The organism is Streptomyces sp. NPDC051243 (assembly GCF_044455405.1).
GTDB lineage: Bacteria > Actinomycetota > Actinomycetes > Streptomycetales > Streptomycetaceae > Streptomyces.
The window spans coordinates 126,144-139,638 of sequence record NZ_JBITES010000008.1; the positions used below are offsets into that span (position 1 = coordinate 126,144).

12 protein-coding genes, 1 tRNA gene and 1 pseudogene are annotated in these 13,495 nt (G+C 69.7%); 8 read left to right on the forward strand and 6 right to left on the reverse strand.

What is annotated here, in order from left to right; genetic code table 11:
- Positions 1-54 precede the first annotated feature (54 nt).
- Positions 55-1,641 carry a beta-N-acetylhexosaminidase gene (locus tag ACIBAG_RS21335; RefSeq protein WP_399107081.1) on the reverse strand — a complete coding sequence of 529 codons (1,587 nt, stop codon included), beginning with the start codon at positions 1,639-1,641 and terminating at the stop codon, positions 55-57.
- Positions 1,642-1,736: 95 nt separating this feature from the next.
- On the opposite strand from ACIBAG_RS21335, the gene ACIBAG_RS21340 reads away from it, so the two are divergent.
- The gene (locus ACIBAG_RS21340; RefSeq protein ID WP_399107082.1) at positions 1,737-2,582 is read left to right on the forward strand and encodes a DUF4429 domain-containing protein; all 846 of its coding nucleotides are present in this window, start codon (positions 1,737-1,739) and stop codon (positions 2,580-2,582) included.
- A 17-nt stretch (positions 2,583-2,599) separates the two neighbouring features.
- Here ACIBAG_RS21340 and ACIBAG_RS21345 read toward each other — a convergent pair whose 3' ends face one another.
- On the reverse strand, positions 2,600-4,162 hold the full coding sequence (locus ACIBAG_RS21345) for a purple acid phosphatase family protein (protein WP_399107083.1): 1,563 nt from the start codon (positions 4,160-4,162) through the stop codon (positions 2,600-2,602).
- Between the two features lie 196 nt (positions 4,163-4,358).
- Here ACIBAG_RS21345 and ACIBAG_RS21350 point away from each other — a divergent pair, with 196 nt between their 5' ends.
- The gene (locus ACIBAG_RS21350; RefSeq protein WP_031478539.1) at positions 4,359-4,616 is read left to right on the forward strand and encodes a hypothetical protein; all 258 of its coding nucleotides are present in this window, start codon (positions 4,359-4,361) and stop codon (positions 4,614-4,616) included.
- A 46-nt stretch (positions 4,617-4,662) separates the two neighbouring features.
- Positions 4,663-6,480: a glutamine--fructose-6-phosphate transaminase (isomerizing) gene (gene glmS, locus ACIBAG_RS21355; RefSeq protein WP_399107084.1), complete on the forward strand. Its 1,818-nt coding sequence runs from the start codon at positions 4,663-4,665 to the stop codon at positions 6,478-6,480.
- Positions 6,481-6,655: 175 nt separating this feature from the next.
- On the opposite strand, the gene ACIBAG_RS21360 is transcribed toward glmS, so the two are convergent.
- The gene (locus ACIBAG_RS21360; protein ID WP_399107085.1) at positions 6,656-7,216 is read right to left on the reverse strand and encodes a GPR1/FUN34/YaaH family transporter; all 561 of its coding nucleotides are present in this window, start codon (positions 7,214-7,216) and stop codon (positions 6,656-6,658) included.
- Between the two features lie 150 nt (positions 7,217-7,366).
- Complete coding sequence (locus tag ACIBAG_RS21365) at positions 7,367-7,894, reverse strand: universal stress protein (protein ID WP_031478535.1); 528 nt, start codon at positions 7,892-7,894, stop codon at positions 7,367-7,369.
- A gap of 338 nt (positions 7,895-8,232) precedes the next feature.
- On the opposite strand from ACIBAG_RS21365, the gene ACIBAG_RS21370 reads away from it, so the two are divergent.
- From ACIBAG_RS21370 to ACIBAG_RS21390, 5 genes are all read left to right on the forward strand, one after another.
- The gene (locus ACIBAG_RS21370) at positions 8,233-8,568 is read left to right on the forward strand and encodes a hypothetical protein (protein ID WP_399107086.1); all 336 of its coding nucleotides are present in this window, start codon (positions 8,233-8,235) and stop codon (positions 8,566-8,568) included.
- Between the two features lie 377 nt (positions 8,569-8,945).
- Positions 8,946-10,184: a helix-turn-helix domain-containing protein gene (locus ACIBAG_RS21375; RefSeq protein ID WP_399107087.1), complete on the forward strand. Its 1,239-nt coding sequence runs from the start codon at positions 8,946-8,948 to the stop codon at positions 10,182-10,184.
- 162 nt (positions 10,185-10,346) lie between these two features.
- On the forward strand, positions 10,347-10,949 hold the full coding sequence (gene orn, locus ACIBAG_RS21380) for an oligoribonuclease (protein WP_399107088.1): 603 nt from the start codon (positions 10,347-10,349) through the stop codon (positions 10,947-10,949).
- Positions 10,950-11,065: 116 nt separating this feature from the next.
- Positions 11,066-11,138: transfer RNA gene (locus tag ACIBAG_RS21385), tRNA-His, on the forward strand.
- Positions 11,139-11,293: 155 nt separating this feature from the next.
- Positions 11,294-11,821, forward strand: coding sequence for a GNAT family N-acetyltransferase (locus ACIBAG_RS21390; protein ID WP_399107089.1), 528 nt, complete (start codon positions 11,294-11,296; stop codon positions 11,819-11,821).
- Positions 11,822-11,830: 9 nt separating this feature from the next.
- Here ACIBAG_RS21390 and ACIBAG_RS21395 read toward each other — a convergent pair whose 3' ends face one another.
- Together ACIBAG_RS21395 and ACIBAG_RS21400 are read right to left on the reverse strand one after the other, a co-directional pair.
- Positions 11,831-12,865, reverse strand: coding sequence for a sulfotransferase family protein (locus ACIBAG_RS21395; RefSeq protein ID WP_399107090.1), 1,035 nt, complete (start codon positions 12,863-12,865; stop codon positions 11,831-11,833).
- A gap of 140 nt (positions 12,866-13,005) precedes the next feature.
- Positions 13,006-13,306, reverse strand: a pseudogene (locus ACIBAG_RS21400) (PIN domain-containing protein); the annotation flags it as partial.
- Between the last annotated feature and the right edge of the window lie 189 nt (positions 13,307-13,495).

Here is a 13,495-nt window from a genome sequence, read left to right on the forward strand (position 1 = left end):
CACCTCGGAGTACGGTCCTCCGAGGTGCCCGTCAGCCTTTACCGTCGGTTCCTCTTACTCAGCCGTCTGCCAGGGAACCTGCGGCGACCGGTAGTACCCGATCCCCAGCGCCTCCCACCGAGGCCCCTGAGCCGCGAGCCGCACCTTGTAGCCCTCCCAGTCATGCGTGGAAGCCGGCGACCAGCCCAGCTCCGCCGCACCCGCCAGCCTCGGGAAGGCCATGTACTCGACGTCGGCCGACTTGGCGATCGTCTCCGTCCAGAGCGGCGCCTCCACACCGCGGATCGCCGAAGGGGGCGCCCCCGGAAGGTAGTTGCCCGGGTCCCAGTCGTACGACCGCTTCACCTCCACCAGCCCCGCCCAGTCCAGGCCCAGCGGAGTGTCCGCCGTGTACTTCATGTCGAGGTAGATCCGGTCGGCCGGCGAGAGAATCAGCCCGGTCCCGTTCTGTGCCGCCTTCGCGACCTGCGCCTTCTCCTCCGTACTCGTACCGTCCAGCCCCCAGTACTGGGCGAGCGCCCCCTCCGCCGGCGTCGCCCCGGTCAGCTGGTGCCAGCCGATCACGGTCTTGCCGTACTCGGCGACGATGGGCTGTACCCGGTCCATGAACTTCACATAGTCCGTGTGGCTGGTGGAGTGCGCCTCGTCCCCGCCGATGTGGAGGTATTGGCCCGGCGTGAGCGCGGCCAGCTCCCGGATCACGTCGTCCACGAAGTCGTACGTGATCTCCTTGCCGACGCACAGCGAGCTGAAGCCGACGTCGGTGCCGGTGTAGAGCGGGGGTGCGATGCCGTCGCAGTTCAGTTCGGCGTACGAGGCCAAGGCGGCATTCGTATGGCCGGGCATGTCGATCTCGGGGACGACCTCCAGGTAGCGGGAGGCGGCGTAACGGACGATCTCCTTGTAGTCGGCCTTGGTGTAGTGGCCGCCGGGGCCGCCGCCGACCTGGGTGGAGCCGCCGTAGGTCGCCAGGCGCGGCCAGGAGTCGATGGCGATGCGCCAGCCCTGGTCGTCGCTGAGGTGCAGATGCAGCTTGTTGATCTTGTAGAGGGCGAGCTGGTCGATGTAGCGCTTGACCTGGTCGACGGTGAAGAAGTGCCGGGAGACGTCGAGCATCGCGCCGCGCCAGCCGTAGCGCGGGGTGTCCGCGATGGTGCCGCCCGCGACCAGCCAGGGGCCGGGCTGGACGGAGTCCTTCTCGACGGCCGCCGGGAGCAGCTGGCGCAGGGTCTGCACGCCGTGGAAGAGGCCGGCGGGCTTGGCCGCGGTGATGGTGACGCCCTTGCGGCCGCTGTCGAGGCGGTAGCCCTCGGCTCCGAAGGGGCCCTTGGCGAGGCGGAGGCGGATGCCTCCGGCGCCGTGGGTGGTGACGGGGAGGCGGTAGCCGGTGGAGGGGCGCAGGACGGTCGCGAGGTACTCGCCCAGGCGGCGGGTCTCACGGGAGTCGTCGACGCGGATGTGCGTGTCGTGGGTGATCCGGTAGGGGGATCCGCTCGGGGCGGCCGACGCGGGCGCGGGGACCACGCGGTCGAGCGGGGTGGGCGAGGCCGCCTGCACGGGAGCGGCTCCTGTCACGGAGACGCCCATCGCGACCAGCAGCAGGGAACCGAGAAGGCGCAGTGTTCTGTGGTGCTGTCTCACACGGCGAGCTCTCACAAGCGTGTCCCTTCCATGAGCCGTTGAGCTCCAAGAGGTCTGGACCACTCTCCCGTGAAACCGGTGGAACAATCCACCCCATGGCGGAAATCATCCAGAAGGACGGCACCTGGGTTTTCGACGGCGACGCCCTGCGCCTGACCCCCGGCCGGGACAAGAACGTCAGTCTGTTCCGCAAGACGCTGGGTGAACTGGTCGTCCCCCTGGAGGCGTTGGCGGGGGTCTCCTTCGAGCAGGGCAAGAAGGCCGGACGGCTCAGGCTCCGTCTGCGCGACGGCGCCGACCCCCTGCTGCTCGCCACGGGCGGCCGCCTCACCGAGCCCAACGACCCGTACCAGCTGATCGTCGAGTCCGACCGCTACGGCGTCGCCGAGTACTTCGTGGACGAGGTCCGGGGCGCCCTGTTCCTGGACCAGGTCCCCGCCGACCCGGTGGACGAGTATCTGGTGCCGGGCCCTTCCGTGCCCCTGTCGGTGTCGGCCGGGGACGGCACCGCGAGCTTCGACGGCGAGCACATCCGCCTGGAGTGGAACTGGAAGACGGAGGACGCCAAGGCCGCCGCCGGCAGCCGTACCCTGACGCTCACCGACATCGCGGCGGTGGAGTGGCATCCGGCGGCGGGCCTCGAGAACGGCTACCTCCGCTTCACCGTCAGGAACGCGCCCACCAAGGCCCCACCCAAGTACGACCCCAACTCGGTCGAGCTGTGGGGCTTCAAGAAGGACCCGCTGATGGCCCTGGTCGCGGCGGCGGTCCAGGCCCGCCTGCCGCACCCGGCCACCGCGGAGGGGCCGCAGGACGCCGTGCCGCAGGACCACGACGCCCTCCTGCGCCGCCTGCGCGAACTGGGCGAGCTCCATCGCACGGGCGTGCTGACGGACGAGGAGTTCACGATGGCCAAGCAGGCGGTGCTCAAGCGGATGTAGTGCGCGTGCCGGTACGGCTACTTGGCGCGGCGGGCCACCGTGAAGTGGTCGATCCGCTCCCCCGTCTCGGCGATGCCCTGCACCTTCAGGGTCGCGTACCGGCCCCTCGGCGCGGGGTTCACGTCCACGCGCAGGAACGAGTAGTTCAGGTAGCGCACCCGCGACCAGGCGACCGTCTCGTTCTGCTTGCCCTCCTTGAGGTTGACGAAGGACGCCACGGAGTCGACCTCGTTCTCGTGCCCCTCGTAGGAGTCCGGCGCGCTGAACGCGTAGAGGCTGCGGCCGGCCGCGCCCGCCGTGACGTAGACGACACCATCGGTCTCCGGGTAGGCCGTGCCGCCGATCGGCAGCTTCTTGGTGACCTCGTTCCCCTTGATCACGTCCGTGCGCTCGTACTGGTGGTTGTGGCCGTTGATGACCAGATCCACCTGGTACTTCTCGAACAGCGGCACCCACTCCTGTCGCACACCGCCTTCCGAGGCGTGCGCCGTGGAGGTGCAGTACGCGCAGTGGTGGAAGAACACGACGACGAAGTCGATGTCGGGGGCCGCGCGGAACTTCTTCAGCTGCCGCTCTAGCCATGCGGTCTGCGTGCCGCCGCTGATGCCGAGGTTGGCGGGGATCTCGTACGACACGTCGTTCGGGTCGAGCGAGATGACCGCCGTGTTGCCGTAGACGAAGGAGTACACGCCCGGCAGGTTCTTCCTGTCCGGCCCGTTGTCGGGGAGCGTGAAGCGGGCCTCCTCGCCGCCGTAGCCGTTGGGCGAGTACCAGGCCTCCATGTCGTGGTTGCCGTACGACACCATCCACGGCACGGACTTGGCGACCGACTCGGTCTGGTAGAGGAACTGGTCCCAGGTGCGCGCGTCGAAGCCCGTGTCGGAGGCCTTGCCCTGGCCGGCCGGGTCGCCGTACGCGATGTCGCCGGCGTGCAGGTGGAAGACCGGGTTCTGGCCGAGGATCAGGCTGTCGTTGGCCAGCGCGTGGTAGCTGACGCCCTGGTCGCCGAAGGCCGTGAAGGTGAACGGCGTCTTGTGCGCGGGGGCGGTGGTGAGGGTGCCGAGGGTGCCCAGGAGGTGGGGTTCGGCGGGGTCGAAGCCCTCGTGGCCGACGCCGTAGTAGTACGTCCGGCCGGGGCGCAGGTGGGCCAGCCTGGCGTGGACGTAGTACTGCGTGTGGTCGGCGCTGGCGCCGACGCCGGCCGGGGTGTACAGGGTGCGCACCTCGGCCTCGATCCGGCGGGAGAGGTCCCAGGGGTGGGCGCCGATGCGGACGAACGGCCTCCTCACCGCGACCGGCACCTGCCACGAGATGGTCATCTCGGTGCGCGGGTCGTTGCCGTAGGCGAGGTGGCGGCCGAAGGGGGCGACGAGGGCACCGTCGACGGTCTCGGTGCGGGGAGCCGTCTGCGTCGGTACGGCGGCCCGTGCGGTGGCGCCCGGCACGAACGCGCCACCCGCGACGGCGCCGAGCGTGACCGCGCCGCCTCTGATGATGTTGCGCCGCGAGAACCTGGCGCGCAGGTACTCGTGCTGCTCGGCCATGCTCATGCGCTCGGCCAGCTGCTGGGGTACTCCCATGCGAGGAATGTCCATGGCCACACAAGCTGCTCGCCGCACACATCCCCCCGCGAAACAACCGATCAACGAACACCCATGGCTCTCCCATAACTGTCCATGGGTGTCCCATGACTGCCCCAAAGCCCTTTGACACACTCGTGCCCGAAATCGGGCAGGATTCTTGCGTACGAGTCGCCGATAACCCAGGATCTACCGAGTGCACGACGACCTTGTTGATCACCTGACCCGCACCACCCCCCTGAACCGGGGCGAGGCGCTGCGGGTGATCCAGGATGTGCTCGCCTACTTCGACGAGACGACCGAGGACTACGTCCGTCGCCGCCACCGCGAGCTGCAGGCCCAGGGCCTGGTGAACGCGACGATCTTCGAACGGATCGAGGCGGACCTGAAATACCGGGCGGTGGCCCCGCCGGAGCTCACGCTCAGGCAACTGCGCCGGATCGTCTACGGCTGAGACCACCGCCGAGCCGCCACTCACGGAACTCGAGGGATACCTATATATGTGTGGAATCGTCGGATACATCGGGAAGCGTGACGTAGCTCCCCTGCTGCTCGAAGGCCTCCAGCGCCTGGAGTACCGCGGCTACGACTCGGCGGGCATCGCCGTCACCTCCCCGAAGGCGTCGGGCCTGAAGACGGTCAAGGCCAAGGGCCGGGTCCGTGACCTGGAGGCCAAGGTCCCGGCCCGCTTCAAGGGCACGACCGGCATCGCCCACACCCGCTGGGCCACCCACGGCGCCCCCTCCGACGTGAACGCCCACCCGCACCTGGACGCCGAGGGCAAGGTCGCCGTCGTCCACAACGGCATCATCGACAACGCCTCCGACCTGCGCCGCAAGCTGGAGGCGGACGGCGTCGAGTTCCTCTCCGAGACCGACACCGAGGTCCTCGTCCACCTCATCGCCCGCTCGCAGCAGGAGAAGCTGGAGGACAAGGTCCGCGAGACCCTCCGGCTCATCGAGGGCACGTACGGCATCGCGGTCCTGCACGCCGACTTCCCGGACCGCATCGTCGTCGCCCGCAACGGCTCCCCGGTCGTCCTGGGCATCGGCGAGAAGGAGATGTTCGTCGCCTCGGACATCGCGGCCCTGGTCGCCCACACCCGGCAGATAGTGACCCTCGACGACGGCGAGATGGCCACCCTCAAGGCCGACGACTTCCGGACCTACACCACGGAGGGCACCCGCACCACGGCCGAGCCCACCACCGTGGAGTGGGAGGCCGCCTCCTACGACATGGGCGGCCACGACACCTACATGCACAAGGAGATCCACGAGCAGGCCGACGCCGTGGACCGCGTCCTGCGCGGCCGCATCGACGACCGCTTCTCCACCGTGCACCTCGGCGGCCTCAACCTGGACGCCCGCGAGGCCCGCCAGATCCGCCGTGTGAAGATCCTCGGCTGCGGCACCTCGTACCACGCGGGCATGATCGGCGCCCAGATGATCGAGGAGCTGGCCCGTATCCCCGCGGACGCCGAGCCGGCCTCGGAGTTCCGCTACCGCAACGCGGTCGTCGACCCCGACACCCTCTACATCGCCGTCTCCCAGTCCGGTGAGACGTACGACGTCCTGGCGGCCGTCCAAGAGCTGAAGCGCAAGGGCGCGCGGGTGCTGGGCGTGGTGAACGTGGTCGGCTCCGCGATCGCCCGCGAGGCCGACGGCGGCATCTACGTCCACGCGGGCCCCGAGGTCTGCGTGGTCTCCACGAAGTGCTTCACGAACACCACGGTGGCCTTCGCCCTCCTCGCGCTCCACCTGGGCCGCACCCGTGACCTCTCCGTCCGTGACGGCAAGCGGATCATCGAGGGCCTGCGCAAGCTGCCCGGCCAGATCGCCGAGATCATGGAGCAGGAGGCGGAGATCGAGAAGCTGGCCAAGCAGTACGCCGACGCCCGCTCGATGCTCTTCATCGGCCGGGTGAGGGGCTACCCGGTGGCCCGCGAGGCCTCCCTGAAACTCAAGGAGGTCTCCTACATCCACGCCGAGGCCTACCCCGCCTCCGAGCTCAAGCACGGCCCCCTGGCCCTGATCGAGCCCGCCCTCCCCACGGTCGCGATCGTCCCCGACGACGACCTCCTGGAGAAGAACCGCGCCGCCATGGAGGAGATCAAGGCCCGCAGCGGCAAGATCCTCGCGGTGGCCCACCAGCACCAGGAGAAGGCCGACCAGACGATCGTGGTCCCGAAGAACGAGGACGAACTGGACCCGATCCTCATGGGCATCCCCCTCCAACTCCTCGCCTACCACACGGCCTTGGCCCTGGGCAGGGACATCGACAAGCCGCGGAACCTCGCAAAGTCGGTAACGGTCGAGTAATCGCCTGTTCTTAGGGGCGCGGGGCTGTATCGATTTGCGGCTCCGCCGCGCGGGCGCGAGCAACCCCCGAACACCCGCAGAGGCCGACGAACGAGAACGGACCCCCACGTGATGCCACCATTCACGGGGGGTCCGTTATCAACGCCGGGGGCCGCCCAACCCCCGGCCTGCGCAGCTAACCGGCGGCCGTCACCCCCCGGCCCGCAGCGCGTCGAGGAAGGGCAGTCGGCCAGTGGGCCAGAGCCGCAGTAGCCGCGTACCAAGCCACCGCCCCCGCCGCCACGGCGAACCAGCCACCCACCTTGGTGAGCCCGTCACTGCCAGCGAAGTTGGCGACAGCCATGAGCAACAGGGACACGAAGAACAGCCCGTAAGCACCCTGCCCCAGCTGGTCCCCACCGGCGAGCGTGAGAGACAGCACCACAAGGGCGAACAGCAGCAGGAACAACCCGGCTGCATTGGCGGAGCCCTCCGCGGAGACGGCCCAGGTGAACCACAGTGCGCCGAGCGCCACGAACGCGGTCCCGTTCGCGCTGTCACGGTCCCGCAGGGCCATCAGGCCGGCCACGAAGAGGGCTATGCCGCCCACGTACTGGGCGATTGATACGGCGTCAGCGGCCGACACACCGTCGATCACGCCGGTGTACCCCAGCCCGAAGGCCAACAGGGTGATTCCGAGGGCGAGTCGGCCGACCACGGTAGTGATTCCGCTTCCCGCAGAGACGTCGTTGTCCACGGCGGGCTCCCTTCATGCATGTGCAGTTGTGCGGTGACCGGTATATGCCCTTCACAAAGGCACAAACACCTCTACGCGCGAGTAAATTCACGCACTGCGGGAGGGATTCCGACGTCCCGAACGGCTCATCTCACCTGGGACAACGACGAGTTACGGAATGACAACGACGGGACGCTTGGCCCGCTTGGCGAGCCGCCCCGCGACGGAGCCGAAGATGCGTCCGACGATGCCGTGCGTGGAGCCGACGACGATCGCGTCCGCCTCGTACTCCCGCCCGACCTCTTCGAGTTCGTGGCAGATGTCGCCGCCGCGCTCGACCAGGATCCAGGGCACCTCGGCGAGGTAGTCGGCGCAGGCGAGTTCGAGGCCGAGCACCTCGGTGCGGTGGTCCGGCACGTCCACGAAGACCGGCGGCTCGCAGCCGGCCCACACCGTGGTGGGCAGCCGGTTGGCGACGTGCACGATGATCAGGCCCGACCCGGAGCGATGGGCCATGCCGATGGCGTAGGCGAGGGCACGCTCACTGGAGGTGGAGCCGTCGAAGCCGACGACGACGCCGTGCTTGAAGGCGGGGTCGCAGGAATGGCGTGACTCTTCCGCCGCCAGGGGCTCGGACGCCGTGGGGTCGGCGACCGGCCGCTTGCGGTCCGCGGGTTCGAAGAATTCGTGACCGGCCATGGCTGTCTCGGCGTATTGATCCTTTATGGGTGGGCCCGCGAGCGGAGCTCTCTGACAGATGCAGCGGTGTGCGGCGGAGCTGTGTCCGGGAATGGTCTTCCCAACCCCATACCCCAAGGGTACGGCGGCACGCCTCCTTTACCCAGATCCCCGCTCACGGTCGGTGCGGGTTCCAGGGAGCATGCACGAGGGGGAGCCCGTAACGCAATGGTTGCTGCGGTGTACAGGCGGTTTGCACAGGATTCACTTGCGCGGGACGCCCCGGACCAGTGACCCACCGCCCGAACCGGCGTTGATCACCGTGATCCGCCCCCATGGAGCACAGGGAGCACGCACCCATGTCCGGACCCCGCATCCCCTCCGAGGACAGCGCCACCCTCGTCCGGTGGGCGGTGTTCAGCTGTGCCCTCGTCCCGGTGGTCCTCCTCTGGTACGGCACCTCCCTGGCCGGCGCCACCGGCACGGCCCTCGGGCTCGCGGCCGTCACGGCGGTCTGCCGCGTACTTCTGCGCGAATCGGAACGCGGCGCGGCGCGCATGCGGGACGACGCGGCACGGCTGCGGGACGAGGAACGCAACGGGCCGTCGCCGTCGCGTCGCGGACGCCACCACAGGACCGGAACCGGTGCCCATAGAGGCGGACGTCACACTGGGGGAAATACACCGGTCGGCTGACCGGTTTCCGCGCACGGGCAGGTTGGTTTTCAGCCAACTTCTGGCGTGCATGCATCCCCCGCCCAGAACACCCCCCAACCCCCGTTCCACCTGCACGGAAAGGGCCTCAGGGGGTCTGCGCACCCTACGTGGATTGGCCACTGCGACAAGGCGCACTTCCCTGCACGGCCCGCGAGTGCAACGCTTCGTGATCGAATGCTTCACGCCAAGTTGCCAAGTCGACAATGTGCCGAGTGCCGAACCGGCCACTGCGGCGCGACGCGACACAGTAGATTCGATCTTGACTGTCTACGGCGGGGGACTCGTGCAGGACCGAGGGGAAACGTGCAGGAGCGACACAACCGAGGAGCCGCGACCACCGAGGGGGGCTTAGCAGGATGAGCCACGACTCCACTGCCGCGCCGGAAGCTGCGGCCCGGAAGCTGTCCGGGCGACGCCGCAAGGAGATCGTCGCGGTGCTGCTGTTCAGCGGCGGCCCCATCTTCGAGAGTTCCATACCGCTGTCGGTGTTCGGGATCGACCGCCAGGACGCCGGCGTGCCGCGCTACCGACTACTGGTGTGCGCCGGCGAGGACGGCCCGCTGCGGACCACAGGGGGCCTGGAACTCTCCGCACCACATGGCCTGGAGGCGATCTCGAGGGCGGGCACGGTCGTAGTACCGGCCTGGCGCTCGATCACGTCACCACCACCCGAGGACGCGCTCGACGCACTGCGCCGCGCGCACGAGGAAGGCGCCCGCATAGTCGGGCTGTGCACCGGCGCCTTCGTCCTCGCCGCGGCCGGCCTGCTGGACGGCCGTCCCGCGACGACGCACTGGATGTACGCGCCGACGCTGGCCAAGCGCTACCCGTCGGTGCACGTGGATCCGCGGGAACTCTTCGTGGACGACGGGGACGTCCTGACGTCGGCGGGCACGGCGGCCGGAATCGATCTCTGTCTGCATATCGTGCGGACGGACCACGGCAACGAGGCGGCCGGTGCGCTGGCCCGTCGTCTGGTGGTCCCCCCGCGCCGATCCGGCGGCCAGGAGCGCTACCTCGATCGATCTTTACCGGAGGAGATCGGCGCCGACCCGCTCGCCGAGGTCGTCGCCTGGGCCCTGGAGCACCTCCACGAGCAGTTCGACGTCGAGACGCTGGCCGCGAGGGCGTACATGTCGCGCCGCACCTTCGACCGCCGCTTCCGCTCGCTGACCGGCAGCGCCCCGCTGCAGTGGCTGATCACTCAGCGGGTCCTGCAGGCTCAGCGCCTGCTGGAGACGTCGGACTACTCGGTGGACGAGGTCGCGGGCCGCTGCGGCTTCCGCTCGCCGGTAGCGCTGCGCGGGCACTTCCGCCGTCAGCTCGGGTCGTCGCCGGCCGCGTACCGGGCGGCGTACCGGGCCCGGCGCCCCCAGAGCGACCGCCCCGCGGACCCAGAGCCCACGGTCGGCCCACCGCCGCCACCGGGCCCACCGCCCGCCCCGTACCCCGAGGGCGGCCCGGTCCCGCTCCAGACCCGCCGCACCCCGGCACCACTGGGCACCTCCGCGCCCCTGTCGGTGGCGTCGGAGAACGGCCGCGAGGCGTACGCGGCGAGCCGGGCGAGCCTGCCGGGGCAGCGCAGCGGGTCGTGACGTGACCTCGTGACGCCGGACGGGCTGACCGACTCAGCCCGTCCGGCGTTTGAGGACGAGGTCCCTTGGGGACCGAAGCGGGGTCTGGGGGCGGCAGCCCCCAGTGGCGTCGGCACGGACGCGGGGCACCACATACACGGACGTCAGCCGTAGGGTGGTCGCATGAACGATCGCATGGTGTGGATCGACTGCGAGATGACCGGCCTCTCGCTGTCCGACGACGCGCTCATCGAGGTTGCCGCCCTCGTCACCGACTCCGAGCTGAACGTCCTCGGCGAGGGCGTGGACATCGTCATCCGCCCGCCGGACGCGGCGCTGGAGACGATGCCGGAGGTGGTGCGTCAGATGCACACCGCGTCCGGACTGCTCGAGGAGCTCGCCGGCGGCACGACGCTGGCGGACGCCGAGGAGCAGGTCCTGGCGTACGTCCGCGAACACGTGAAGGAACCCGGCAAGGCCCCGCTGTGCGGAAACTCCGTCGGCACCGACCGCGGCTTCCTGCTGCGCGACATGCCGACACTGGAGGACTACCTCCACTACCGCATCGTCGACGTCTCGTCGATCAAGGAGCTGGCCCGGCGCTGGTACCCGCGCGCCTACTTCAACAGCCCCGAGAAGAACGGCAACCACCGCGCCCTCGCCGACATCCGCGAGTCCATCGCCGAGCTCCGTTACTACCGCGAGGCCGTCTTCGTACCCCAGCCGGGCCCCGACTCGGACACCGCGAAGGCGATCGCCGCGAAGCACGTTCTGCCTGCTCAGTAGGTGTGCGAGGGGGGCGCGCAGGGCCGCCGCAAAAGCTGTGCGCGAGCACCCCTTCGGACCCTGTACACTTTTTCTCGGCCGGTCGGGGACTCCACGGAAGTCGATCGCCGGTCATGGTGGGTGTAGCTCAGCTGGTAGAGCACCTGGTTGTGGTCCAGGATGTCGCGGGTTCGAGTCCCGTCACTCACCCTCACTGGTCAGCCGGTGGCTTCGGAACAGAAGCCACCGGCTGAGTCCGTTTCCCGGGGTAGGCCGTAGGCCGCGGGCCGGGGGGTAGGCCGTAGGCCTCAGACCGGGGGTAGGCCATAGGCCGCAGACCGGGGGTAGGCCATAGGCTGCGGACGATGTCCCAGCCCCGCGTCTTCGCCGAGCCCGTCCCCACCGCCCGCCTCGACCTCCTCCCGCTGCGCGTCGAGCACGCCACGGAGATGGCCGTCGTCCTGTCCGACCCGGCGCTGCACACCTTCATCGGCGGCGCTCCCCTCTCCCCCGGCGACCTGCGCGCCCGCTACGAGCGGCTCGTCGCCGGATGCCCCGACCCATCCGTCACCTGGTGCAACTGGGTGCTGCGGCTGCGCGGATCAGAACCCGGCGCGTCGTGTCTCGTGGGCACGGTCCAGGCCACGGTCGCCGAGGACCACAGCGCCGAGATCGCCTGGGTGGTCGGTACGCCGTGGCAGGGGCGGGGGTTGGCGTCCGAGGCTGCGCGGGGGCTGGTCGCCTGGCTGGGGCGGCGGTCGGTGCATACGGTCGTCGCACACATCCACCCCGCCCACCTGGCCTCGGCGGCGGTCGCCACGGCGGCCGGCCTGACCGCCACCGAGGAGCAGCGGGACGGGGAGACGCGGTGGAGGTTGGGGCCGGGGCTCTGATGACGTCGGTCACCGGAACGGCCGCTCCCGCAGCACGCGCATGCCCGCGGCGCAACTCTCCGCCAGTTCGGCGAGTTCGTCGGCCGGCAGACTCCGGGCGGAGCCGCGTCGGGTGTGGTCGAGAGTTTCGGACGCGGTGAGCAGCCACCCCGGCTCGGGGTCGACACCGACGAACTCGGCCAGGCGGGTCAGTTCGTCGGCCGGCTTGGCGAGGAGGTCCTCGTAGGCGAGGGTGGTGCGCCGGTCGGCGGGGAGTCGGCCGAGGAACTCCGTGCCGTCGGTGACGAGTTCGGACCACAGAGTGCCGAACCTGCGCAACGGTAGGTCCCGGTCCCGTACCAGCGCGGGGTCGAAGCGGTCGTCGAGCAGGGGAGACAGTTCGGCGGGCAGCGCGCGGACGTGCTCCGGGGTCAGCTCCGAGAAGCTGTCGATGCCGGCCCGCTCCTTGATCTCGCGCAGCAGCAGGATCGTGCGGTATCCGGGATGACGGCTCATGGACAGGGCGCAGTCCGGCCCGTCCCTGAACATGTGCACGAACCTCGCGTCCGGGAAGGCCTCCCGTAGCCCGGGGGCCCAGCCGGTCGAGTATCCGGACCGCTCCACGACGGCGGTCCGTCCGAACCGCCCGCACAGGAGACCGAACAGCGCCCGGTGGTGCTCGGCGGCGGTGCGCCCGGGCCACCGGACCGCCTCCGCGCCGAGTTCGTCGAGGAGCCCGTCCGGGTCGTCGGTGAGGTGAGGCAGCACCATCAGGGAGAGCGCGGGGATTCCGGTGGCCTGCGCCGAGTACCTGCCGGGGCGGCGGGTGTAGAGGAACTCCGGCAGCGGGAGCCCGCTGCGGATCATCCGCTCGAAGTGCGGGGCGGGCCGGAAGAGCGCCTCCCAGAACTCCGCACCGGACAGCGCCCCTTCGGGGAAGGCGGCGTCGCCCACGGAGGCCATGTACTCGTTGAGGCTCAGTACGTCCGGGTGGGCGTTGAGAATGCGTGACAGCGCGGTCGAGCCGCTGCGTCCCGTACCGATGACGAAGGTCAAGGAACGCATGGTCACCCTCCACATGCCGCACGGCTCTGCCCGGTCCATCAGGCTGCGTACCCGTCGCAGCCCGGGATCCTGCACGGCGCGCTCCTGGAGTTCCTCGGTGGCATCGCCTGGGATCCCCGCGGCGCCCCAGACGGGGCCATTCAGGTACGGACGTCGCGCTGGCCGACTTCCTTCAGCACACCGGCGACGGTGGCAGTCGTTGTCCACGTGGAGCACAGTGTGGCCATAGTGAACCGCAGTGGCACAGACGAGCAGGTCAACGGCCCCGGCGGCGCGATGCTACTGCGTGAGCTTGTACTGAGCCGTGTCGACCCAGCGCCACGCGTTCTTGGGAACCGGTGAGAGATGGCACAGGCGTCCAACTCGGCGACCAGTTCATCGCGGTGGGCAAGGGCCGGTGGCGGAATACAGGAACTCGGTGCGTGTGGGCTCGCAGATTTGACGTCCTCCCCCTCTTAAAGGGACGGGGATCCCCACCCAGGTGGGTTGAGGTTCGTCGGGTACATCCGGAAGCGTGACATGCCGCGAACCTAGCCCACACGTTCCCCGACCGGGCAGGCCATCGATCAACATCACCTGTGTGAGCGACCGCTCCCGGCTGCGACCCGGCCGGCCACCGACCACCGGGCC

Excerpts from the sequence above, each read along its gene's own strand:
- ACIBAG_RS21365 (WP_031478535.1), bottom strand. The coding sequence starts at position 7,894 with ATGGCCGGTCACGAATTCTTCGAACCCGCGGACCGCAAGCGGCCGGTC.
- ACIBAG_RS21370 (WP_399107086.1), top strand. The coding sequence starts at position 8,233 with ATGTCCGGACCCCGCATCCCCTCCGAGGACAGCGCCACCCTCGTCCGG.
- glmS (WP_399107084.1), top strand. The coding sequence starts at position 4,663 with ATGTGTGGAATCGTCGGATACATCGGGAAGCGTGACGTAGCTCCCCTG.
- ACIBAG_RS21375 (WP_399107087.1), top strand. The coding sequence starts at position 8,946 with ATGAGCCACGACTCCACTGCCGCGCCGGAAGCTGCGGCCCGGAAGCTG.
- ACIBAG_RS21390 (WP_399107089.1), top strand. The coding sequence starts at position 11,294 with ATGTCCCAGCCCCGCGTCTTCGCCGAGCCCGTCCCCACCGCCCGCCTC.
- ACIBAG_RS21345 (WP_399107083.1), bottom strand. The coding sequence starts at position 4,162 with ATGGGAGTACCCCAGCAGCTGGCCGAGCGCATGAGCATGGCCGAGCAG.
- orn (WP_399107088.1), top strand. The coding sequence starts at position 10,347 with ATGAACGATCGCATGGTGTGGATCGACTGCGAGATGACCGGCCTCTCG.
- ACIBAG_RS21395 (WP_399107090.1), bottom strand. The coding sequence starts at position 12,865 with ATGCGTTCCTTGACCTTCGTCATCGGTACGGGACGCAGCGGCTCGACC.
- ACIBAG_RS21340 (WP_399107082.1), top strand. The coding sequence starts at position 1,737 with ATGGCGGAAATCATCCAGAAGGACGGCACCTGGGTTTTCGACGGCGAC.